This window comes from Acidimicrobiales bacterium, assembly GCA_016794585.1.
GTDB lineage: Bacteria > Actinomycetota > Acidimicrobiia > Acidimicrobiales > DATDAH01 > JAEUJM01.
On the sequence record JAEUJM010000016.1, the window covers coordinates 62,602 to 83,569 of the forward strand.

Sequence of the window (20,968 nt, forward strand, 5' to 3'; positions counted from 1 at the left end):
CGCAGAGACTCTGCCGTAGAGTGCGGCGGTGAACAACGACCGCTACCTCGGCGTCCGCAGCCTGCTCGAGACGCCGATCATGGACGACCGCAAGTGGGCGAAGCTGCCCGGCATCCCGACCGACGCGGTGCTCGTCGACCTCGAGGACAGCGTGCCGCCACCGCTGAAGGAGGCCGCCCGGACGCGGGTGGCGGCCGCCCTCCAGGACACCGGGTTCTTCGGCGGCCGGGTGCTCGTGGCCCGCTGCAACCACCTCTCCACCCCGTGGGGGCGGGACGATCTCCAGCTGCTGGGGGAGGCGGGGGTCACCTGCCTCGGCTACCCGAAGTGCGACTCGGCCGAGGACCTCCTCGAGGCCAAGGCGCTGTTGGCCGCCGCCGGCTCGACGCCCGACATCGTTGTCGGCATCGAGAGTGCCCTCGGCGTTGTGAACATGGCGGCGATCGCCCAGGTGGAGGGCGTGATCGGCATCGGCCTCGGCATCGGCGACCTGAGCGCCGATCTCGGCGTGCCCCTGTACGGGCCGGACGGCACCGTGAACGAGGCCTTCGCCGGCCCCCGCGCCCAAGTGGCGATGGTCGGCCGGGCGTTCGGCCTCCGGTCGTTCGACTTCCCGTACTCGCAGGACCTGCGGGATCTGGACGAGATCCGCCGCCAGCTCGAGCGCTCGCGGGCCATGGGCTACACGTCGGCGTCCACCTTCTATCCCCCGCACGTCGAGGTCATCAACGACGTGTTCAGCCCGTCGGCGGCCGAGCTCGAGGCGGCCGACGAGGTGATCGGCCTCTACGAGGCGGCGGTGGCCGACGGCGATCCGGCGGTGACGCTCCCGTCGGGGCGCACGATCCTGGTCCACGACTACCAGAAGGCCCAGGAGGTCCGTCGCCGTGCCGAAGCCTTCGCCCACACCGAGTAATCTCTGCGTATGATTGGTCGGATATGACCGAACCAGCCGGACCGCCCACCTTCGACGGGCTGAAGGTCGTCGAATTCGGCCAGATCATCGCCGGGCCCCTCGCCGGGACCTTGCTGGCCGACCTCGGCGCCGACGTCGTCCACGTCGAGGACCCGACCCACGGCGACCCCTCCCGGCAGATGGGCCCGGTCAAGGACGGGGTCTACCTCTGGTGGAAGGTGGCGGCCCGCAACAAGCGGTCGGTCACGCTCGACCTGCGCAGCGAGGAGGGCCAGGACCTGGCCCGCGAGCTGGTGGCCTGGGCCGACGTCGTCATCACCAACTTCCGGGTGGGGACGCTCGAGCGGTGGGGGCTGGACTGGCCCACCCTGCACACCGTCAACCCGACGCTGGTGATGCTCCAGGTCTCCGGCCACGGGGCCAACACCACCGATCGCGACCGACCGGGGTTCGGCAAGGTCGGCGAGGCCATGAGCGGTGTGGTCAACCTCACCGGCTTCGCCGACGGGCCCCCGGTCCACACCGGGTTCTCCCACGGTGACACCGTCACAGCGCTCATGGGGGCCTTCGCCATCAGCGCCGCGCTCCACCGCCGCCACGAGCCGGACTTCGCGGGGGAGTGGATCGACCTCGCGCTGTTCGAGAGCCTGTTCCGGCTGATCGAGTGGCAGGTGATCGTGCACGACCAGCTCGGCGTGGTGCCCCAGCGCGCCGGCAACCAGCTGGCCATCGCTCCTGGCGCGGTGGTCAACACGTTCCTGACCGCCGACGACCAGTGGCTGACGGTGACGTCGGCCACCCCCCGGTCGGTGACCAACGTGGCCAAGCTGCTCGGCCTGCCCGTCGAGGAATTCACCACGCCGCAGCAGCAGGCGGCCCGTGGCGCCGAGCTCGACGCCGGGCTGCGCTCGTGGATCGCGGGCCAGACGCTGGACGAGTGCCTGGCCCGGATGGCCGACCTGGAGGTCGTCGCCTCGCCCATCTTCTCGATGGCCGACATCGTGGCCAGCAAGACCTACGAGGAACGGGAGGCCATCGTGACCGTCGACGACGTCGACCTCGGCCCGATCCGCATGCCCAACGTGGTGCCCAAGCTGGCCAACCACGGCGGCCGGGTGTGGCGCTCCGGGCCGCAGTTGGGGGAGGACAACGAGCGCGTCTACCGGGAGCAGCTCGGCCTCACGCCGGAGCGCTTCGACGCCCTGAAGACGGCGGGGACGATCTGATGGGCCGCCTCGACGGCAAGGTGTGCCTGATCACCGGCGGCGCCCGGGGCCAGGGCGCGGCCGAAGCGGCCCGCTTCGTCGAGGAGGGCGCGGTGGTCTACATCACCGACTTCCGCGTCGAGGCCGGACAGGAGACCGCGGCGGCAACCGGCGCGGTGTTCCTCGAGCACGACGTCACCGACCCCGACCGCTGGGCGGAGGTGGTCGGCCGGATCGTCGAGGACACCGGTCGAGTCGACGTCCTGGTCAACAACGCCGGGATCTTCCGGAAGCTCTCGCTGACCGAGACCACCGCCGAGATGTGGCACCGCATCGTCGGCGTCAACCAGACCGGCGTGTTCCTCGGCATGCACGCCGTCTCGGCGCCGATGATCGAGCAGGGCAGCGGCTCGATCATCAACATCTCGTCGATCGCCGGCCTCGAGGGCAGCGGCGCCTTCGCCTACGGCGCCACCAAGTGGGCCGTCCGGGGCATGACCAAGAACGCCGCGCTCGACCTCGGCCCCCACGGCATCCGGGTCAACTCGATCCACCCCGGGATCATCGTCACCGACATGATCGCCGGCCTCCCCCTGGAGGAGGCGGCGCTGACCGTGCCCTTGCGCAAGAACGGGAGCCCCGAGGACGTCGCCGACCTCGCCCTCTGGCTCGCCTCCGACGAGAGCCGCTACACCACCGGCGCCGAGATCACCGTCGACGGCGGCCTGACGGCCTGAAGCGGCGGCGGTCGCCGACTCGGGCCGTCAGCGCGGGGTGTGCTCGAGTCGGACTCAATCCCAGTCGGTGCTTCGGTCCACCTCGAGCTGGATCAGCTCGATGGCGCCGTCGGCGGCGAGTTGTCCGACCACGGTGAACACGGGGACGAGGATCCCAACCGCGGTCAAGATCCGGTACTCGCCTCGACCGGCGATCAACTCGGCCAGGGTGTCCCACTCGCTCGCGACCTGGTCGACGATCCGCACGAGCTCGTACACGAGAAAATCGTGCGCCGACGGCGCCCCGTTCCGTCCCCGCTCGGGCGGGAACTGGGCGTCGAGATCGTCGAAGAACGAGGCAGCGATGCGGACCGGTCGACGGTCCGGCGTCACCTCGGGGGGGACTCGGTGTCGATCCTTTGCTGGACGCGCTCGCGCACGCGAGCGAGGTGCTCGGGCGGAACGTCGTCGAGATCCTTCACCAGGCTGGCCTGGAACAGCGCATCGACGTCGGCGGGATCCATCTCGTCCAACTCGGCGGCGGTCCAGATCTTCCGTGCCATCGCCCCACTGTAACCCCGGAAGCCAGCCGCCTCACGAACAACATCAAAAAATATTGAAATTTATTGAAATCTATTCCGTTCCGTGAACGAGCGAACCCGGCCCTCTTCGGTGATGAGGGCAGGGCGGAGGTGGTGGACCCGGGCGGAGCCCGTCGTGGCGGTGGCGCCGGCGTCGACCACCAGGCAGTGGCCGGTGACGTAGCGGGACTCGGGGCCCGACAGGTAGAGGACGGCGTCGGCGATGTCCTGGGCGGTGCCGGCGGTTCCCAGTAGCGACTCCGACGCGATCTGCTCCTCCGCGCGCTCCATGGCCGAGCGGTCGCCGGCGATGGCGTAGGCGCTCAGCGGCGTGGCCATCACGCCGGGGGCGACGGCGTTGACCCGGATGCCGTGGGGGCCGAGCTCGGACGCCGCGGAGCGGGTCAGGCCGATGACGGCGTGCTTGGCCGTCGTGTAGGCGTGGGGGCCGATGCCGCCCTGGAGGCCGGCGATGCTGGCGACCGAGACGATGGTGCCCGATCGCTGCGGCACCATCACCCGGGCGGCGTGCTTGATGCCGTGGAAGGCACCGTTGACGAGCACGTCGACGGTGCGGCGCCAGTCGCCGGCGTCCTGCTCGGCGATCGGGCCGACGGCGCCGAGGATGCCGGCGTTGTTGACCATGACGTCGAGCCCGCCCAGCTCGGCGACGGCGACGTCCACCGCGGCGGCGACGTCCTCCTCCCGGCTCACGTCGGTGCGGGCGAACAGCCACGTGCCGTCCGGCCAGAGGTCGGGCTCGGGCTCGTGCAGGTCGGCGACCACGACGCGGGCCCCCTCGGCGACGAACGAGGCGACGGTCGCCGCCCCGATCCCGCTCGAACCGCCGGTGACGACGGCGACCTTGCCGTCGAGCCGCCCGCTCACGCCAAGACCCTGTGCTCGACGGCGCTGCGGAGGTCGCGATCGCTCGACCCGCCGGTGACCACGGCGACCCTGCCGTCCCGGCGGCCGGTCACACGGGGTCCTTGCGGCCGAGGGCGGGGCGGAGGTCACGCCACTGGCGGACCATGCCGCGCACCCACCGGCCGTGGTCGCTCGACTTGCGTTGGAGGAAGAGCTCGACCTCGGGGTGGGTGAGGATGATCGTGTCCTCGGCTTGGATGCCGGCCAGGATGCGCTCGGCTGCCTCGGCCGTGCTCATGACGTCGACCCCGCCCACGTCGGCGCCGTCGACCTCGTCGCCGGCGAAGACCGCGAGCATCTGGGTGTCGACGCCGGCCGGGCACACGGTGGACACCCGCACCCCGTCGTCGCGGTAGGTGATGGCCAGCCACTCGGCCAGGCCCACGGCGGCGTGCTTGGTGGCGCTGTAGGCGGCGTCGCCCATCGCCGTGAGCAGGCCCGCGACGGAGGCGGTGGTGACGAGGTGGCCGTCGCCCCGGGCCCGCCACGCGGGCAGCAGGTGCCGGGCCGCCCAGACGTGGGCCATCGTGTTGACCCGCCAGGCCCGGTCCCACACGTCGTCGTCGGTGAACGGGTCCGACAGCGTGGCGATGCCGGCGTTGGAGAAGTAGAGGTCGATGGTGCCGTCGGCGGCCGACACCTCCTCGATCAGCGCCCGCACCGAGGCCTCGCGGCCGACGTCGCAGCCCCGACCGACGGCCACGTCCGAGCCGGTGGACCGGTTGACCTCGGCCGCCACCCGCTCGGCGGCGGCCTGGTCCAGGTCCGCGCACACCAGGCGCCGCGGGCGTTCGGCGGCGAACCGGTGGGCACAGGCGGAGCCGATGCCGCCGGCCGCTCCGGTGATCACGACGACCCGGTCGGTGAGCTCCACGTCAGGGCGCCGGGACGATGTCGAGGTGCAGCGCGAGCAGCCCGTGGAGGAGGAAGCTCTCGTTGTACCGGAAGTCGTTGGTGTCGGCCAGGGTGTACGAGTCGAGGCGCCGGCTCAGCTCCTCGAGGGCCACCCGCAGCTCCAGTCGGGCCAAGCGGGCCCCGAGGCAGAAGTGCGTCCCCTTGCCGAAGGCGAGGTGGTCGCCGAGGCCGTCCCGTTCGGGGTCGAACCGCTCCGGGTCGGCGAACACCGCCTCGTCCCGGTTGGCCGAGGCGTAGGTGACGACGAGGCGGCGACCCTTGGGGATCAGCACGCCGCCGAGCTCGACGTCGCGGGTCGCGGTCCGGTGGAACCCCTGCACCGGGGACGACAGGCGGAGCGACTCCTCGACGATCGTCGGGATCCGGGCCGGATCGGCCTTGACCTCGGCCCAGTGCTCGGGGTGGTCGGCCAGGTGCCGCATCAGCGCGGTCAGGGCCTTGGTCGTGGTCTCGTTGCCGCCCACGATGAGCTGCTGCACGACGCCCAGGACCTCGGCGGTGGAGAGCGGGCGGGTGTCGGTCACCTCGGGGTCGTCCTGGTCGATCCGGGCCTCGAGCAGGGAGGTGAGCAGGTCGTCCTGCGGACGGGCCCGGCGCTCGTCGAGCTCGACCTCGAGGTGGCGTTGCAGGTCGTTGATGCCCCGCTCGGCCGCGACCAGGTCGTCGACGGTGGCGCCGTCGCCGAAGCCCACGATGGCGTCATCGGACCAGCGCTTGAAGTCGGCCATGAGGTGGTGCGGGATGTTGAGGGCGTCGGCGATGACCTCCACGGGGAGGGGCACGGCGAAGTCCTCGACGAACTCGATCCGCTCCCGGTCGATCCACGAGTCGATGAGGCGGGTGGTGATGGCCCGGACGCTGGGCTCCCGGGCGGCGATCGCACGAGGGGAGAACGCCTTCGACACCAGGCGGCGGTGGCGGGTGTGGTCGGGGGCGTCGGCCGCGATCAACATGGCCAGGCGGGGGTGGCCCTCGTCCTGGGCCGCCTTGACCCGGGCCAGGTCCTCCCGGGTGAGCGGCATGAGCGCCCGGGTCCGGCGCGAGGAGAAGGTCTCGGGGTGCCGCAGCACCTCCAGCACCAGGTCGTGACGGGTGACCAGGTACTCCTGGCTGGCCTCGATCCAGGCCACGGGCTCCTCGGCCCGCATCCGCTCGTAGTGCGGGTGGGGGCACTGGCGGGTCTCGGGGTCGGTGGGGTCGAAGGTCACGGCGCCTCCGGTGTCGGGTCGGTGGTGGGGAAGTCCTGCTCGGCCTGCTGGTCGAGCGCGGCTTCGAGGGCGTCGGTGTCGAGCGCCTGCAGCGCGACGGTGGCGTCGCCGAGCACCGTCCCGAAGCGCCCGCGCAGCAGCTCCTCGGCGCGGGCGAACTGCTCGCGGCCGGCATCGGTGGCGACGAAGGACACGCCCCGGCGGTCCGCGGGGGACGCCTCCCGCTCGATCCAGCCCTGGCGCTCGAGCCCCGTGGTCAGCGCCGACATGGCGGGTCGACTGACCGCGCTGTAGCGGGCCAGCTCGAACGCCCGTTGCGGTCCACGGACCACGGCGTTCAGCGCGCGGTACTGGGGCAGTGACAGCCCGACCTCGTCCAGCGCCTGCTGGGCGATGCGGGCCAGGCGGATCACGGTCCGGATGGCGTCCGTGAGGTCGGCCGGGTCGGTGCGGTCGGTGGGGTCGGTGGGGTCGGTCACGCCGGCAGCCGGGCCTCGCGCAGCGCCGAGCGGCGCACTTTGCCGGAGTCGTCGCGCAGCGGCTCGTCCACGAGCTCGAAGCTGCGAGGGACCTTGTAGCCGACCAGGCGTTCCCGGACGTGGGCTGCGAGCTCGTCGGCGGTGACGCCGTCGGCCTCGACGATGGCGTGGACGGTGTTGCCGAGGTCCTCGTCGGGCAGGCCGATCACCGCGCACGAGCGCACCTGCGGGTGGGACTCGACGGCGGCCTCGACCTCGGCGGGGAAGACGTTGCGGCCGCCGCACAGGATCATGTCCGTGCGCCGGTCGCCGAGGTAGAGGTAGCCGTCCTCGTCGACCCGGCCCATGTCGCCGATGCTCTCCCAGCCGTCCTCGGTCCGCCGGGCGTCGGCGCCGACGTAGCGGTAGGAGGTGCCCGGGCCGGTCGGCGGCATCATGAACACCTCGCCCATCTCGCCGGTCGGGACCTCGTCGAGGGTCTCGGGGTGCAGGATCCGGAGCTGCGACCCGCCCACGGGCCGACCCACGGAACCGGGGTGCTCCAGCCACTCGGACCCGGTGATGTGGGTGCCGCCGATGCGCTCGGTCGAGCCGAAGGTCTCGTGCATGACCTCCGGGCCGAGCCACTCGATCCACCTACGCATCAGCCACGGCGGGCAGGGCGAGCCGGAGGTGAGCACGAACTCGAGGCTCGACACGTCCCGGGCCAGGCGCTCCTCGTCGGGGAGGCGGGCGATGCGCAGCATCATGGTGGGGACGAGCGTCATCTTGTCCGGGCGGTGCCGCTCCACCCGCCGCAGGCACTCGGCGGCGTCGAAGCGGGGGAGCACGACCGCCGTGGCCCCGGCCAGCACCGAGCGCCAGGCCGTGGCGTAGGGGATCCCGTGGTAGAGGGGTCCGGTCACCAGGATCGCCCGCTCGGCGATGAGCATCCCGAGCGGCGACTCGGGATCGAACATCGCCGGCTCGACGCTGCAGATGAGCTTGGGTCGCCCGGTGCTGCCGCCCGAGGCCAGCGCCCGCTCGATCGCCGAGGTCCGGTCGGGGTGGGGGCCGTCGTCCAGGGTGGGCTCCGGCGCGAAGCCGGCGGGCACCGCAGGCCGCCCGGCCGCATCGGCCGGCTCTACGCCCACCACCAGGGCGGGATCGGCGCGCTCGATGATCGCCTGCCGCTCGGGCCCCGGGAGTCGGGGCGAGACGATGTTGGGCGTGGCCCCCAGCTTCCAGGTGGCGAGGCAGGCCACGAACCACTCCGGGCTGTTGGGCAGCGCGATGGTGACCATGTCGCCCTCACCCACGCCCCGGTCGGCGTAGGCCCGGGCCGTGCGGTTGGCGGCGCGCTCGAGCTCGCCGCGCGTGAGCGTCGCGTCGGGCGACCCGTCGGCGCCGCCGGCGCAGATGACGGCCACCGCGTCCGGGTCGGCCTCCGCCACGAGGCGGAAGGCGGCGGGGAACGAGCGGGCGGTCACCGGTCGATCCGGAAGCCCGGCAGGTTGACCGTTCCCCGGTCGATCCACGAGACGATCACCCGGGCGCCGATCTCGAGGCCCGAGTGCGGGTCGTCGGGGTCGACGTCGACGATGTGGGTCATCAGCCGGAACCCCTCGTCGACGTCGACCCACGACACCACGTAGGGCACGAGGTCGAGGAACGACGGGTGCAGGCTGCGGCGCACCACCGAGAAGCTGTAGATCGTCCCGGTGCCGGCGGAGGTGCGCCAGCTCAGCTCGGTGCTGGTGCAGTGGGTGCAGTGGGCGCGGGGGTAGAACACGACCCCCTCGCACGCGTCGCACACCTGGAAGCGGAGCTCGTGCTCCTTGGTCGCCTCCCAGAAGGGCTCGGTGTCGGGCTCGGGGAACCTCGGCAGCACCCGGCGGGGCTCCTCGGGCGCAGCGGTGGTGTCGGTGACGTCGGGCGTGTCGGCCACGTCAGTCCCTCCCCAGCACGACGGTGCCGGACGCGTAGCGGCGGTTCAGGGTCCCGCCGGTGCCGTGGGCGATGGCGAGGCGGGCATCGGGCACCTGGGCCGTGGATTGGCCCCGGAGCTGGCGGGTGGCCTCGATGAGCAGGAAGATCCCGCGCTGGCCCGGGTGGTTCGACGAGAGGCCGCCGCCGTCGGTGTTGAGGGCCAGGCCGGGCGTGTCGAAGTTGAGCCCGCCGTTCTCGACCAGGCCGCCGCCCTCGCCCTTGGCGCAGAACCCGAGGTCCTCCAGGGCGCTCATGACGGTGATGGTGAACGAGTCGTAGACCATGGCCACGTCGATGTCGGCCGGGGTGACGCCGGCCTGCCCGAACGCCGCGGGCCCCGACCGGGTGGCCGCGGTCACCGTGATGTCGCCGCCGTTGGTCCGGTGCCCGGTGGCCTCGCCCGTGCCGAGCACCCACACCGGGTCGGTGCGACAGCCGCGGGCCACGTCTTCCCTGGCCAGGATCACCGCCCCGCCGCCGTCGGAGATCATGCAGCACTCGAGGTGGTGCAGCGGGTCGGCGATCATCGTCGAGGACAGCACCTGGTCGACGGTGATCTCGTTGGGCCCGTGCCGGAGCCCGAGGTCCTCGATGGCCTTCACCGCGTCCGGGTTGCGGACGGCGTGGTGGCGGGCGGTGACGGCGATCTCGGCCAGCTGCTCGCTCGTCGTGCCGTGCTGGTGCATGTACCGCCGGGCGACCTGCGCGTAGTCGGCCACCAGCGTCGTCCCCCAGCAGTCCTCCATGTTGGAGATGGGGTTCGGCGGGCCGAGCTCGCTGTAGCGGGCGCCGGTGCCGATGTCCGAGGCACCGCTCTTGGCCACGGCGCCGTAGCTCAGGAGGGCCACGCTGGCCGCGCCCGTGCCGAGGGCCCGGGCGGCGTGGGCCACCTGGAACTCGAACGAGCTGCCCCCGACGGTGGTGGTGTCGACGACCTTCAGCTCGTCCAGGCCGAAGTACTCGGGCATGTGCAGGCCCGGCCAGAGGATCCCGTCGCCGTCGTCGTAGAGCGCGTCGACGTCCTTCCACGTCAGCCCCGCGTCCTCGAGCGCCCGTGCGGCCGAGTGCGCCTTGATGTGCAGCGGGGTGACCGTGCCGTGGGTGTGGCGGGACGGGTACTCGTGGATCCCGACGATGGCGACCCGGGACGTGGCCATCAGCCGGCCTCGTCCAGGCGGCGCCGACCCTCGACCGTCGGTCGGAAGGCGCGGGGGATCTCGGCGAAGACGTCGTCGAGCTCCCACGGGCCGGCGGAGACCAGCTGGCGCTGGATCTCGGGGTTGCTCCAGAGCGAGATGCGGTACTCCTGGACGCCGAGGATCCGACCGGTCAGCCAGCCGGACTCCTCGCTGGCCAGGTAGACGATGGCGGGGACGATGGCGTCGGGCGAGCGGCGGGGGTCGTCGTCGTCCAGCCGTCCACCGGTGGCCTTCAGCTCGGCGACGGCGTCGGCGGGGAGGGTGGCGGTCATGCGCGTCGCCGCACCGGGGGAGATGCAGTTGGCGGTGACCCCGTACTTGGCCAGGGCGTTGGCGCAGGAGAAGGTGAACCCGACGATGCCCATCTTGGCGGCGGCGTAGTTGGGCTGGGACGGGGCGCCGTGGAGGCCGGCGATCGAGGTGAAGTTGATCAGCCGGTGATCGCCCGCACCTCGCGAGCGCCAGTGGGCGGCGGCGAACTTCGTGGTGTTGAAGCAGCCCTTGAGGTGGACGTCGATGACCGCGTCCCACTCCTCCTCGGCCATGTTGAACACCATGCGGTCACGGAGGATCCCGGCAGCGTTCACCAGGACGTCCAGCGTCCCGAACGCGTCGACCGTGAAGTCCACGAGGTCGGCGCAGGCCTGGTGGTCGGTGACGTCGACCGCCCGGGCCACCGCGTTGCCGCCGGCGGCGACGATGTCGTCCACGACCCCGATCGCCAGTTCGGGATCGCCGCCGCTGCCGTCGAGGCCCACGCCGAGGTCGGCCACGACCACGTGCGCGCCCTCGGCGGCCAGCCGGCGCGCGGTCGCGGCGCCGATCCCCTGCCCGGCGCCGGTGATGACCGCCACCCGCCCGTCCAGTCGTCCCATCGTACTGCTCCTCAAAAGTAGTTCCAGAGTCGAATCAATATCCCGCTCCCGTCACGCACGGTCAAGCGTCCGCACCGCGAGGGCGGCCCGCTCGGCCACGGACTGGCGGAAGCCGTCGACGGCCCCGGCCGGGGTGTCGCCCAGCGCCCCGTCACGGGCCCGGGTGACGACGCCCTGCACGATGCAGGCGAACCGCCAGTGGTTGAAAGCGACGTACCAGTCGAGGCGGGACAGGTCGCGACCGGAGCGGAGGGCGTAGGCCCGGGCCACCTCGTCGGCGTCGGGGAAGCCGTCCGCCATCGACGGTGCGGTGGCGGCGTCGGTCAGCGCACCGACGTCCGATCCGGGCCGGGCCCAGGTGGCGAGCAGGAACCCGAGGTCGGCCAGCGGGTCGCCGAGGGTCGAGAGCTCCCAGTCGACGACCGCGGCGACGGCGCCGTCCTGACCGGCGATGAGGTTGCCGAGGCGGAAGTCCCCGTGGACCACGACCGTGTCGTTCTCGGGCGGCACCTGCTCGCGGAGCCGGGCGACGGCCGTCCCCATGTCGGCCAGGGCGCAGGGTGCGGTCGCTCGGTACTGGTGGTCCCAGCGGTCGAGCTGGCGCTCGAGGTACCGACCCCGACGACCGTGGCCCGTGAGCTCGGGAGCATCGGGGTCGACGGCGTGGAGGTCCGCGAGCACCTCGGCCGCGGACGTCGCCAGCAGGGCCCGCTCGGCCGGGGAGGAGCTCGCCTCGGTCGTGGCGAGGTCGTGGTGCACCAGGCCCTCGACGAAGGCGGTGACGAAGAACGGTGCGCCGATGACCGAGGGGTCCTCGCAGAAGCCCACGGCCGTGGGGACGGGCACCGGCGTCGGTTGCAGCGCGGTGATGGCGCGCCACTCGCGACCCATGTCGTTGGCCGTCACCAGCACGCCGTGCAGCGGTGGTCGGCGCACGACGAAGCGGCGGCCCTCGGCGTCGGTGACGGCGTAGGTCAGGTTCGAATTGCCGCCGGCGAGGCGCTCGGGGACCAGTGGCGGTCGGGCGTCGGGGGCGTGCTCGGCGAACCAGGCCGTGAGGCCGGGAACGTCCAGACCGACGAAATCCATACGAATAGATCATACTATTGACAGGGCTAGCGGGCCACTCCTACCGTGAGCGCGATGCACGCCGGCCTGGGCCTCTACTTCCAGAACCTCGAACACGCCCACAGCGACGCGGAGGTGTTCCGCCACCAGCTGGGACTCGCCACGCGGGCCGAGGACCTCGGCTTCCAGTCGGTGTGGACCCCCGAGCACCACTTCGCGGACTACATGCTCACCCCCAACCCGCCCCAGTTCCTGTCGTGGCTGGCCGGGCGGACGAGCACGGTCCGGCTCGGGACGATGGTCACCGTCCTGCCGTGGCACGAGCCCGTCCGGGTGGCGGAGAACTTCACCCTGCTCGACCACCTCTCCGAAGGCCGGGCCGTGCTCGGCCTCGGCCGAGGCCTCGGGCGCATCGAGTTCGAGGGGTTCCGGGCCGAGATGGGCGAGTCCCGCCAGCGCTTCACGGAGTACACCGAGGCGATCCTCGATGCCCTCGAGTCGGGCGTCATCCACTACGACGGCGAGCTCTACCAGCAGCCGGCCACGCCGATCCGGCCGGAGCCCTACGCGTCGTTCCGCAACCGGACGTTCGCCTCGGCCATCTCGCCGGCCTCGATGGACCTCATGGCCCGGCTCGGCGTCGGCCTGATGGTGATCGCCCAGAAGCCGTGGGACACCGTCGAGCAGGAGCTCGCGCAGTATCGGGACCGCTTCCGTGAGCTGAACGGAACGGAGGCGCCGAAGCCGATCCTCTGCGTCATGGTCGGGGTGAGCCACGACCGCGCCGAGGCGGACCGCCACCGGTCCCAGTACCTCCAGACCTACGCCCGGTCGACGGTGGACCACTACGAGTTCACCAACACCGGCCTCGCCGACATCGAGGGCTACGAGTACTACGGCGCCCTGGCCAAGAACATCGAGAAGAACGGCATCGACAAGTTCAACGGCTTCCTGGCCGACCTGCAGGTCTGGGGCACGCCCGACGAGGTGACCGAGCGGATCCTCGACTACGTGAAGCGCACCGACGCCGGGGCCGTCCTCGCCACCTTGTGCTTCGGGGGCATGCCCCACGACGTGGCCGACGCCAACTTCGACCTGTACGCCCGCGAGGTCCTGCCCAACCTGCTGGCCCACGACGTGGGCGGCGACCTCGGCATGACCCACGAGCCGGTCGGCGCATGAGCGTGCCGCCGACGACGACCACCGTGCGGGACATCCCGGTGGTCGACACCGACTCCCACGTGATCGAGCCCGCCGACCTGTGGACCTCCCGCATCGCCTCGAAGTGGGGTGACGACATCCCGCAGGTGATGGCCCGACCGGGCGGCAGCGGCCGGGAGCGCTGGCGGGTGGGCGACCACTGGCTGCACATGCCGGGGATCTTCGGGGTGGTGGGCTGGCCCGAGTACCCCCCGAGCACCCCGACGACCTACGACGACATCGACCCCGGGGGGTACGACCCCGAGGTCCGCCTCCAGCGGCTCGACGAGTACGGCATCCACGCGCAGGTCCTGTACCCGAACATCATCGGCTTCGAGACCCACGCCTTCCTCGACCTCGACCCCGAGCTCTCGCTGCTCTGCACGCAGGCCTACAACGACTTCCTCGTCGACTTCGCCGCGGCCGACCCGAACCGGCTCCTTCCCGTCGCGATGGTGCCGTTCTGGGACCTCGAGGCGTCCGTCGCCGAGATCCAGCGGTGCAAGGAGATCGGCCACCGGGGGGTCCTCTTCGCAAACCAGTACGAGAAGATCGGGCTGCCGGCGTTCTACGACCCGTACTGGGACCCGATCTACGCGGCCTGCCAGGACGCCGAGCTCTCGGTCAACTTCCACATCGGCTTCTCCACCGGCGCGGCGCTGCTGGCACCGAAGCGACCGCCCTACGTCGGGCAGGCCGACGACGACCCCGACGCACCTTCGGTCGACGTCACCTGGACCGCCAAGCGCAACGCGATGCTCATGATCATGAGCAACGGCGACTCGATCGCCAACATCTGCACCACCGGGGTGGCCGACCGCTTCCCGCGCCTGAAGTTCGTGTCCGTCGAGAGCGGCATGGGGTTCATCCCGTACCTGCTCGAGAACCTCGACTGGCACTGGAAGGCCCACGGGGCCACCCGCTACACGGACCTGCTGCCCAGCGAGGTCTTCCGCCGCCAGTGCTACGGCACGTTCTGGTTCGAGACCGGCACCCTCCCCCTCCTGAAGGACTACCCCGACAACTTCATGTTCGAGACCGACTACCCCCACAACACGAGCCTGATCCCCAGCCCGATCTCGCCGGCCGAGCACCCCCGGGTGCACATCGAAAAGCACTTCGCCGACCTGCCGCTCGACGTCGCCGAGAAGGCGCTCTGGGGCAACGCCGCCGACGTGTACCACCTCGCCCGATGAGCGGAGCGGGGGCCCGAGCGGCCCGGCGACGGAGTCGCCAGGAGCGGACGGCATGAGCGGAGCGGGGGCCCAGAGCCCGACACTGGCCCTGCTGCGCGACGACCCGCAGGGTTGGGAGGCCGACCTCAGCGACGACGGCGTCCTGCACCTCCAGTTCGCCAACCCGCCGGTGAACGCGATCAAGACGGCGATGTTCCGCCAGCTCCAGGACGCGATCTCCTCGGTGCGCAACGACGAGGCGGTGCGGGCGATCGTGCTGACCGGCGCGCACCCGAAGGTCTTCAGCGCCGGCATCGACTTCAAGGAGCTGGTCGACGGCGACGAGGGCGTCTACGCGACCGCCGGCGACCGCCGCGTCTTCGTCCGCCACGCCCTCGAGGCCTGGTACCAGGCGCCGGTGCCCACCGTGGTGGGCGTGCGGGGTGCGGCCTTCGGCGCCGGCGCCGTGCTGCCCTGCCTGGCCGACCTCGTGGTCGGCGGTCCCGGCACCGTGTTCACCGCGGCCGAGATCGACCGCGGCATCGTCGGCGGCAGCCGCTTCTTCGCCCGGCTCGTGGGCGAGCCCCTCATGCGCAAGATGATGCTGCTCGGCCTGTCGGTCGGCGGCGAGGAGCTGGACCGGGCCGGTGCCTTCGCCGAGTACGTCGACGACGACGCCGTCAACGCCACCGCCCTCGACCTCGGCCACCGCCTGGCCGAGAAGCACCCGCTGGTCATGCGGATGATGAAGCAGGCCCACACCGAGGTCGAGTACCTGCCGGTGATGGAGGGCTACGCGGTCGAGCAGAAGTGGTCGGTGATCGTCCCGCCCGAGGTGCGCGAGAGCCTCGTGCCCAAGAAGAAGGCCTGAGGTGCGGATCGCCCGCGTCGCCCTCCCCGACGGCGGGGTCGCCGTCGCCCAGGTCACCGGGGACGGCTTCCGGCTCGTCAGCGACGACGCGCCGGGAGCCGTCCTCGGGATGCTCGTGGACCGTCCCGCCGCCGACGGCGAGCTCGTCCCGGCCGCGGAGGTGACCGTGCTGAACCCGCTGCCGGACCCCCCGTCGGTGCGGGACTTCATGATCTTCGAGGACCACGTCCGCAACGCCCGGGTGGGCTCCGGCACCGAGGTGCCGAAGGCGTGGTACGCCGCGCCGGTCTTCTACTTCACGAACCCGGCCGCGCTCGTGGGCCCCGGCGAGGCGGTCACCGTGCCGGCGGGCTGCCGGGCGTTGGACTTCGAGCTCGAGGTGGCCTGCGTCATCGGGCGCGAGGCCCGCGACCTCGACCCCGACGATCCGGCGTCGTGCGACGTGATCGCCGGCTTCGTCCTGATGAACGACTGGTCGGCCAGGGACCTGCAGATGCGGGAGATGGACGCCGGCCTCGGCCCCGCCAAGGGCAAGGACTTCGCCACCTCGCTCGGGCCGTGGGTCGTCAGCCCCGACGAGCTCGCCACCGGTCCGGGGCGCTACGCCTGCGGGGTCGACGTCCTGGTCAACGGCTGGAGGAAGGGTGGCGGCGACCTCGCCGACGCCCACTGGACCTGGTCACAGGTGCTCGGCCACGCGTCGGCCAACACCCGGCTCCGCCCGGGCGACGTGATCGGCTCGGGCACGGTCGGCACCGGGTGCCTGCTCGAGCTCCGGGCGCTGGGCCCGAAGGAGGATCACCCGTGGCTGCGGTCGGGTGACGAGGTGGAGCTGCGCGGCGGCCCGCTGGGCCGGCTGACCAACCCGATCGCCTGAACCCTGAGCGCCCGAGCCCTGACGCGCGTCAGGTGCGGTCGTGGCCGTGGATGTCGGCGTTGGGGCGGGCGCGGGCGGCGAGCTCCCGGGCCACGGCGTCGATGGCCTCGGGGTCCGTGATCGGCTCGGTCTCGGGCCCCCGGTGCCAGCTCTCCGCCACCGCGAACGCTGCGCCCGTCGACTCGAAGACCCGCCCGGTGATCCCCGCGGACTGCGTCGAGGCCAGCCACACGCAGACCGGCGCCACGAACGCCGGTGACATGGAAGCCCGCTGCTCGTCGGTGAGGTTCTCGACGCCGCCCATTCCGAGGAGCTTCGACATCCGGGTGAGCCCCCCGGGAGCGATCGCGTTCACGGTCACGCCGTAGTTGGCCAACTCGTCGGCGGCGATGATGGTGAAGCCGGCGACGCCCATCTTGGCGGCGCCGTAGTTGGTCTGGCCCACGTTGCCGTAGAGGCCCGACACCGAGGTGGTGTTGATGAGGCGGGCGTCCACCGCCTCGCCGGCCTTGGCCCGCTCGCGCCAGTGGGCGGCCGCGTGGCGGGCGGGTGCGAAGGTGCCCTTCAGGTGGACCCGGATGACCGCGTCCCACTCCTCTTCGGACATGTTGACGAGCATCCGGTCGCGCAGGATGCCGGCGTTGTTGACCAGCACGTCGAGCCGTCCGTAGGTGTCGATCGCCTGCTGGACCATCCGCTGGGCCCCGTCCCACGACGAGACGTCGTCGGTGTTGGCGACCGCCTCGCCGCCGGCCCGGGTGATCTCCTCGACCACGGCGTTGGCCGGCCCGTCGGAGGTGCCGTCGCCGTCGAGGGCCGCACCGATGTCGTTGACGACCACGCGGGCGCCGTGCTCGGCCAGCAGGAGGGCGTACTCCCGCCCGATGCCGCCGCCGGCGCCGGTGACGATGCAGATCCGGCCTTCACACAGTCGTGCCATCCGGACATCTTCGCACAATATCTCTGCGCATGATAATATTGGATACGTGAACAGCTGGACGGACACCCTCGACGACGTGCGGATCATCGACTGCGATTCGCACCTCACCGAACCGAGCGACCTCTGGACGTCCCGGGTCCCGGCCTCGCTGGTCGACCGGGTCCCGGTCCAGCGGACGATCGACGGCAAGACGGCCTGGTTCCTGAACGGCGAGGGGTGGGCGAGCGTCGGCGGCAACACGATCGGCACCGGTCACAAGAAGCACCTCGGCACCCACATGGTGCAGCCGTTCGAGGACATCGACCGGGCGGCCTGGTCGGTGGACGAGCGCCTCGCGCTGCTCGACGACTCCGGCATCTGGGCGCAGATCCTCTACCCGAACGGGATCGGCTTCTCGTCGAACCACGTGTTCGCCATCGAGGACCCGGTCCAGCGGCTGATGATCCTGCAGACGTACAACGACTTCCTCGTCGAGACGCAGGAAGCCTCCGGGGGGCGGCTCCTGCCCCAGGCCATGCTGCCGTTCTGGGACATAGACCTCACCGTCCAGGAGATGACCCGGCTCCTCGACCGGGGCATCACCGGGTTCACGATCTCCGACAAGCCGGAGATGATCGGCCTGCCCGAGCTCCCCGAACCCTTCTTCGCCCCGATGTGGGACCTGTTCAACGAGTCCGGGGCGGTCGCCAACTTCCACATCGGGTCGGGGAGTCGCCGCGAGGACGTGGAGGCCGCCCGGGCGTCGTCGACCGCGCCCACCGCAGCCCTCCCGCCGCAGGAGCCCGGTCGTCCGATCCCTGCGGTCGCCCCGACCACGTGGCGGACGTTCGGCCCTCAGCGCGGCTTCGCGGCCATGGCCACCCAGATGTACATGAGCAACGTCCGCATCATCGTGAACCTGTGCATGAGCGACCTCTTCGACCGCTATCCCAAGCTCCAGGTCGTGTCGGCCGAGAGCGGGATCGGGTGGATCCCGTTCATCCTCGAAGCGATGGAGTTCCAGCTCGACGAGATGGTCTCGCTCCCCGAGGAGGTCGGTCACCAGCAGCGCCGACCCACGGACTACTTCCGCGACCACCTGTACGTCATGTTCTGGTTCGAGCAGAACGCGCCCGAGAAGTTGATCGAGGACATCGGTGTCGGCAACGTGCTCATCGAGACGGACATCCCGCATCCGACGTGCCTGTACCCCGAGCCGCGTCGGCACTTCTCCAAGGTGCTCGGCGACCTGACCCCCGAGACGCGCCGGCGGGTCCTCCAGGACAACGCCGCGGAGCTCTACGGCATCACCTTCGCATGATGCGCTGAGATTTTGTGGTCAGGTAGAGTCGCCGGACATGCCGGGTCGAGCGCGCACTCCAGGGAGATCACCGAACGTCGTCGGGCCCCGGCGTACCGAGAAGCTGTCCGAGGTCCTCGCTCGAGAGATCGTCCGCGATCTCCGCGACCTCGAGCCGGGGACGATGCTGCCCGCCGAGTCGGTCATGCTCGAGAAGTACGGCGTGGGACGGGCCTCGCTGCGTGAGGCGCTCCGTCTCCTGGAGGTCCAGGGCCTGATCGTCATCCGACCCGGCCCCGGCGGCGGCCCGATGGCAGCCCAGGCGGACAGCGTCCACTACGGCCGAACGTCGTCGCTCTACTTCCACATGCTCGGCGCCACCTACCACGACGTCGTGGCCGCCCGGGCGGTGATCGAGCCGGCGCTCGCCCGCCTCGTGGCCGAGCAGCAGGATCCCGAGCACCTGGCCAGGCTCCAGGCGTTCCTCGACGGGCAGGAGCTCGAGCGGGAGGAGTCGGGGACCGACGAGGACTACGAGCGCTACGTCGCCGACTCCTCCGGCTTCCACGCCATGCTCGCCGGCCTCGCGGGCAATCCGGTGTTGAGCCTCTCCGCCCACTCGCTCCAGGACGTGCTGCTCGACCGCGTCTACGGGCTGTTCCCGCCCGACGAGCGACGGCGGGTGGAGGAGGTCCACGCCGAGATCGCGAGGGCGATCCTCGCGGGCGACGCCGACGGCGTCGAGCAGATGATGCGGGTGCACATGTTGGAGTACGTGCAGTACGCCGAGGAGCGCCACCCGGGGATGATGGACGAGACCGTCGACTGGCACTGACGCCGGTCAGATGGTGGGCGCGATCGTGCTGCCGCCGTCGATGACGAGCGTCTGTCCCGTCACGAACGACCCCGCGGGCGACGCCAGGAAGACGGCGGCGCCGGCGATCTCGTCGGGCTCGGCGATCCGCCGCAGCGGCGTGCGGCCGAGGGTCCGCTCGAGCGTGGCCGGATCCTCCCAGAGGAGGCGGGCGAAGTCCGTGCGCACCATGCCGGGGGCGATGGTGTTCGCTCGGACGTTGTGGGGACCGTGCTCGACGGCGAGGTTGCGGGCCAGTTGCATCTCGGCCGCCTTCGAGACGGCGTAGGCCCCGAGCACGTCGGTGCCGATGAGCCCACCGATCGACGAGATGAAGGTGATCGAGCCACCGCCCTGCGCCTTCATCCCGGGGATGACGAGGTTCGCCAGCCAGTGGTTCGAGCGGATGTTGGTGGCCATCACCTTGTCGAAGGCCGTGTCGGGGATCTCGGCCAACGGCCCCGCCCAGGGGTTGACGGCGGCGTTGGCCACGAGCGTGTCGACGGGCCCGAAGGTCGCGGTGGCCCTCTCGACGAGCGCTTCGAGATCGTCCTTGCGTCCGATGTGACACGGGATCGCGACGGCGGCACCGGGGAAGGCTCGGTTGATCTCGTCGGCGGCCCGGTCGCAGGCGTCGGATGTGCGGCTCGAGACGACGACCCTGGCGCCGTGCTCGGCGAACCGATGGACGATGGCCCGCCCGATGCCGCGCGTCGAGCCGGTCACGATCGCGGTCCGGCCGGACAGATCGAACAAATCCACTAGAATCATAGTAATGGATCTCGTGATCGACGGTGTCGCCATCGATGCCGCCGCCCTCATCGGCGAGCTGTCGGACGACACCCTCGCGGCCGCTCGGGCCCAGATGGCGGCGGCGGGTGCCGCCATCGCGCTCTCCGACGCGGTGGCTCGCACCGACCACGAGATCCCGGGCGGGCCGGTCGTGCGCGTCCACCGACCCGTCGACGCCACGGGACCGCTGCCGGGCGTGCTCTGGCTCCACGGCGGCGGTCTGGTGATGGGAGACCGGTTCCAGGACGACGCTCGCTTCGACCGCTGGTGCGTGCGCCACCAGTTGGTCGCGGTGACCGTCGACTACCGCCTCGCGCCCGAGGCGCCGTATCCCGCGGCCCTCGAGGACGGCCACGGGGCGCTGACGTGGATGCGGGACCACGCCGACGCCATCGGACTCGACCCCCGACGGCTGGGCATCGGGGGCGACAGCGCGGGCGGTGGCCTCGCTGCCGCCGTAGCCCTCCTCGCTCGCGATCAGCGGACGGTGGCGCTCGCGTTCCAGGTGCTGATCTACCCCATGCTCGACGACCGGGGCGTCACCCGGTCGAGCCGCCGATCGGTAGCGGTCTGGCCACCCGAGGCGAATGCCTACGGCTGGCGGTCCTACCTCGGCGAACGGGTGGGGGCGCCGGACCTCGAGGCGTACGCCGCGCCGGCGCGGGCCGAGGACGTGGCCGGCCTGCCGCCGACCTACGTGGTGGTGGGCACCGGGGACGGGTTCGTCGACGAGGACGTCGAGTTCGCCCGGCGCCTGATCGACGCCGGCGTCCCGGTCGACCTCCGCCTCCACGCCGGGCTGCCCCACGGTTTCGACGTCCTTGCCCCCCGAGCGCCCGCGACCCGTCAAGCGATGCGGGACCTGCACGACTGGCTCGGCCGGCAGGTCACCGGGGTGGGCGTCACACCTCGCCCGTAGCCTGG

The 20,968-nt window shown here is 71.6% G+C and carries 23 protein-coding genes; 10 read left to right on the forward strand and 13 right to left on the reverse strand.

The features are described 5' to 3' along the window. Window positions 1-28 precede the first annotated feature (28 nt). Genes JNK12_09060 through JNK12_09070 form a run of 3 tightly spaced genes read left to right on the forward strand, consistent with a single transcriptional unit; the run spans window position 29 to window position 2,858 of the window. Window positions 29-916: a hypothetical protein gene (locus JNK12_09060; GenBank protein MBL8776068.1), complete on the forward strand. Its 888-nt coding sequence runs from the start codon at window positions 29-31 to the stop codon at window positions 914-916. Window positions 917-939: 23 nt separating this feature from the next. After that, on the forward strand, window positions 940-2,142 hold the full coding sequence (locus JNK12_09065) for a CoA transferase (protein ID MBL8776069.1): 1,203 nt from the start codon (window positions 940-942) through the stop codon (window positions 2,140-2,142). After that, a complete protein-coding gene (locus tag JNK12_09070) occupies window positions 2,142-2,858 on the forward strand; it encodes a glucose 1-dehydrogenase (GenBank protein MBL8776070.1) in 717 nt (238 codons plus the stop codon). The genes JNK12_09065 and JNK12_09070 overlap by 1 nt, the downstream gene beginning before the upstream one ends. A gap of 54 nt (window positions 2,859-2,912) precedes the next feature. On the opposite strand, the gene JNK12_09075 is transcribed toward JNK12_09070, so the two are convergent. The 11 genes from JNK12_09075 to JNK12_09125 form a co-directional block, all read right to left on the reverse strand. Further along, a complete protein-coding gene (locus tag JNK12_09075) occupies window positions 2,913-3,230 on the reverse strand; it encodes a hypothetical protein (GenBank protein MBL8776071.1) in 318 nt (105 codons plus the stop codon). Continuing rightward, entirely contained in the window at window positions 3,227-3,400 is a 174-nt protein-coding gene (locus tag JNK12_09080) for a hypothetical protein (GenBank protein ID MBL8776072.1), read from the reverse strand. The genes JNK12_09075 and JNK12_09080 overlap by 4 nt, the downstream gene beginning before the upstream one ends. 60 nt (window positions 3,401-3,460) lie before the next feature. After that, on the reverse strand, window positions 3,461-4,306 hold the full coding sequence (locus JNK12_09085) for a glucose 1-dehydrogenase (GenBank protein ID MBL8776073.1): 846 nt from the start codon (window positions 4,304-4,306) through the stop codon (window positions 3,461-3,463). 88 nt (window positions 4,307-4,394) lie between these two features. Then, a complete protein-coding gene (locus JNK12_09090) occupies window positions 4,395-5,219 on the reverse strand; it encodes an SDR family oxidoreductase (GenBank protein MBL8776074.1) in 825 nt (274 codons plus the stop codon). Between the two features lies 1 nt (window position 5,220). After that, window positions 5,221-6,468, reverse strand: a complete 1,248-nt coding sequence (locus JNK12_09095; GenBank protein MBL8776075.1) for a cytochrome P450 — start codon at window positions 6,466-6,468, stop codon at window positions 5,221-5,223. Further along, entirely contained in the window at window positions 6,465-6,947 is a 483-nt protein-coding gene (locus JNK12_09100) for a MarR family transcriptional regulator (GenBank protein MBL8776076.1), read from the reverse strand. The genes JNK12_09095 and JNK12_09100 overlap by 4 nt, the downstream gene beginning before the upstream one ends. Beyond that, the gene (locus JNK12_09105) at window positions 6,944-8,416 is read right to left on the reverse strand and encodes an AMP-binding protein (GenBank protein ID MBL8776077.1); all 1,473 of its coding nucleotides are present in this window, start codon (window positions 8,414-8,416) and stop codon (window positions 6,944-6,946) included. The genes JNK12_09100 and JNK12_09105 overlap by 4 nt, the downstream gene beginning before the upstream one ends. After that, window positions 8,413-8,874 carry a Zn-ribbon domain-containing OB-fold protein gene (locus JNK12_09110; protein MBL8776078.1) on the reverse strand — a complete coding sequence of 154 codons (462 nt, stop codon included), beginning with the start codon at window positions 8,872-8,874 and terminating at the stop codon, window positions 8,413-8,415. The genes JNK12_09105 and JNK12_09110 overlap by 4 nt, the downstream gene beginning before the upstream one ends. Before the next feature lies 1 nt (window position 8,875). Beyond that, a complete protein-coding gene (locus JNK12_09115; protein ID MBL8776079.1) occupies window positions 8,876-10,072 on the reverse strand; it encodes a hypothetical protein in 1,197 nt (398 codons plus the stop codon). Further along, on the reverse strand, window positions 10,072-10,989 hold the full coding sequence (locus tag JNK12_09120; GenBank protein MBL8776080.1) for an SDR family NAD(P)-dependent oxidoreductase: 918 nt from the start codon (window positions 10,987-10,989) through the stop codon (window positions 10,072-10,074). The genes JNK12_09115 and JNK12_09120 overlap by 1 nt, the downstream gene beginning before the upstream one ends. A gap of 51 nt (window positions 10,990-11,040) precedes the next feature. After that, a complete protein-coding gene (locus JNK12_09125) occupies window positions 11,041-12,078 on the reverse strand; it encodes a phosphotransferase family protein (GenBank protein MBL8776081.1) in 1,038 nt (345 codons plus the stop codon). Window positions 12,079-12,132: 54 nt separating this feature from the next. On the opposite strand from JNK12_09125, the gene JNK12_09130 reads away from it, so the two are divergent. Genes JNK12_09130 through JNK12_09145 form a run of 4 tightly spaced genes read left to right on the forward strand, consistent with a single transcriptional unit; the run spans window position 12,133 to window position 16,180 of the window. Beyond that, window positions 12,133-13,239 (forward strand): LLM class flavin-dependent oxidoreductase, encoded by a 1,107-nt coding sequence (locus tag JNK12_09130; GenBank protein MBL8776082.1) that lies wholly within the window; start codon window positions 12,133-12,135, stop codon window positions 13,237-13,239. After that, window positions 13,236-14,453, forward strand: a complete 1,218-nt coding sequence (locus tag JNK12_09135; GenBank protein ID MBL8776083.1) for an amidohydrolase — start codon at window positions 13,236-13,238, stop codon at window positions 14,451-14,453. Before JNK12_09130 ends, JNK12_09135 begins: the two co-directional genes overlap by 4 nt. 52 nt (window positions 14,454-14,505) lie before the next feature. Next, window positions 14,506-15,303, forward strand: a complete 798-nt coding sequence (locus JNK12_09140) for an enoyl-CoA hydratase/isomerase family protein (GenBank protein ID MBL8776084.1) — start codon at window positions 14,506-14,508, stop codon at window positions 15,301-15,303. Window position 15,304: 1 nt separating this feature from the next. Continuing rightward, the gene (locus JNK12_09145) at window positions 15,305-16,180 is read left to right on the forward strand and encodes a fumarylacetoacetate hydrolase family protein (protein ID MBL8776085.1); all 876 of its coding nucleotides are present in this window, start codon (window positions 15,305-15,307) and stop codon (window positions 16,178-16,180) included. A 28-nt stretch (window positions 16,181-16,208) separates the two neighbouring features. Here JNK12_09145 and JNK12_09150 read toward each other — a convergent pair whose 3' ends face one another. Beyond that, window positions 16,209-17,120, reverse strand: coding sequence for an SDR family NAD(P)-dependent oxidoreductase (locus tag JNK12_09150; GenBank protein ID MBL8776086.1), 912 nt, complete (start codon window positions 17,118-17,120; stop codon window positions 16,209-16,211). 46 nt (window positions 17,121-17,166) lie between these two features. On the opposite strand from JNK12_09150, the gene JNK12_09155 reads away from it, so the two are divergent. Beyond that, complete coding sequence (locus JNK12_09155; protein ID MBL8776087.1) at window positions 17,167-18,420, forward strand: amidohydrolase family protein; 1,254 nt, start codon at window positions 17,167-17,169, stop codon at window positions 18,418-18,420. Between the two features lie 37 nt (window positions 18,421-18,457). Then, entirely contained in the window at window positions 18,458-19,234 is a 777-nt protein-coding gene (locus JNK12_09160) for a FadR family transcriptional regulator (protein ID MBL8776088.1), read from the forward strand. A gap of 6 nt (window positions 19,235-19,240) precedes the next feature. On the opposite strand, the gene JNK12_09165 is transcribed toward JNK12_09160, so the two are convergent. After that, window positions 19,241-20,014, reverse strand: coding sequence for an SDR family oxidoreductase (locus JNK12_09165; GenBank protein MBL8776089.1), 774 nt, complete (start codon window positions 20,012-20,014; stop codon window positions 19,241-19,243). Window positions 20,015-20,027: 13 nt separating this feature from the next. On the opposite strand from JNK12_09165, the gene JNK12_09170 reads away from it, so the two are divergent. After that, complete coding sequence (locus JNK12_09170; GenBank protein MBL8776090.1) at window positions 20,028-20,963, forward strand: alpha/beta hydrolase fold domain-containing protein; 936 nt, start codon at window positions 20,028-20,030, stop codon at window positions 20,961-20,963. Window positions 20,964-20,968 lie beyond the last annotated feature (5 nt).

Bases quoted from the DNA above. Each gene is read 5' to 3' on its own strand.
- JNK12_09150 (MBL8776086.1), bottom strand. From the start codon at position 17,120: ATGGCACGACTGTGTGAAGGCCGGATCTGCATCGTCACCGGCGCCGGC.
- JNK12_09160 (MBL8776088.1), top strand. From the start codon at position 18,458: ATGCCGGGTCGAGCGCGCACTCCAGGGAGATCACCGAACGTCGTCGGG.
- JNK12_09170 (MBL8776090.1), top strand. From the start codon at position 20,028: ATGGATCTCGTGATCGACGGTGTCGCCATCGATGCCGCCGCCCTCATC.
- JNK12_09065 (MBL8776069.1), top strand. From the start codon at position 940: ATGACCGAACCAGCCGGACCGCCCACCTTCGACGGGCTGAAGGTCGTC.
- JNK12_09080 (MBL8776072.1), bottom strand. From the start codon at position 3,400: ATGGCACGGAAGATCTGGACCGCCGCCGAGTTGGACGAGATGGATCCC.
- JNK12_09070 (MBL8776070.1), top strand. From the start codon at position 2,142: ATGGGCCGCCTCGACGGCAAGGTGTGCCTGATCACCGGCGGCGCCCGG.
- JNK12_09115 (MBL8776079.1), bottom strand. From the start codon at position 10,072: ATGGCCACGTCCCGGGTCGCCATCGTCGGGATCCACGAGTACCCGTCC.
- JNK12_09125 (MBL8776081.1), bottom strand. From the start codon at position 12,078: ATGGATTTCGTCGGTCTGGACGTTCCCGGCCTCACGGCCTGGTTCGCC.
- JNK12_09130 (MBL8776082.1), top strand. From the start codon at position 12,133: ATGCACGCCGGCCTGGGCCTCTACTTCCAGAACCTCGAACACGCCCAC.
- JNK12_09135 (MBL8776083.1), top strand. From the start codon at position 13,236: ATGAGCGTGCCGCCGACGACGACCACCGTGCGGGACATCCCGGTGGTC.
- JNK12_09140 (MBL8776084.1), top strand. From the start codon at position 14,506: ATGAGCGGAGCGGGGGCCCAGAGCCCGACACTGGCCCTGCTGCGCGAC.
- JNK12_09120 (MBL8776080.1), bottom strand. From the start codon at position 10,989: ATGGGACGACTGGACGGGCGGGTGGCGGTCATCACCGGCGCCGGGCAG.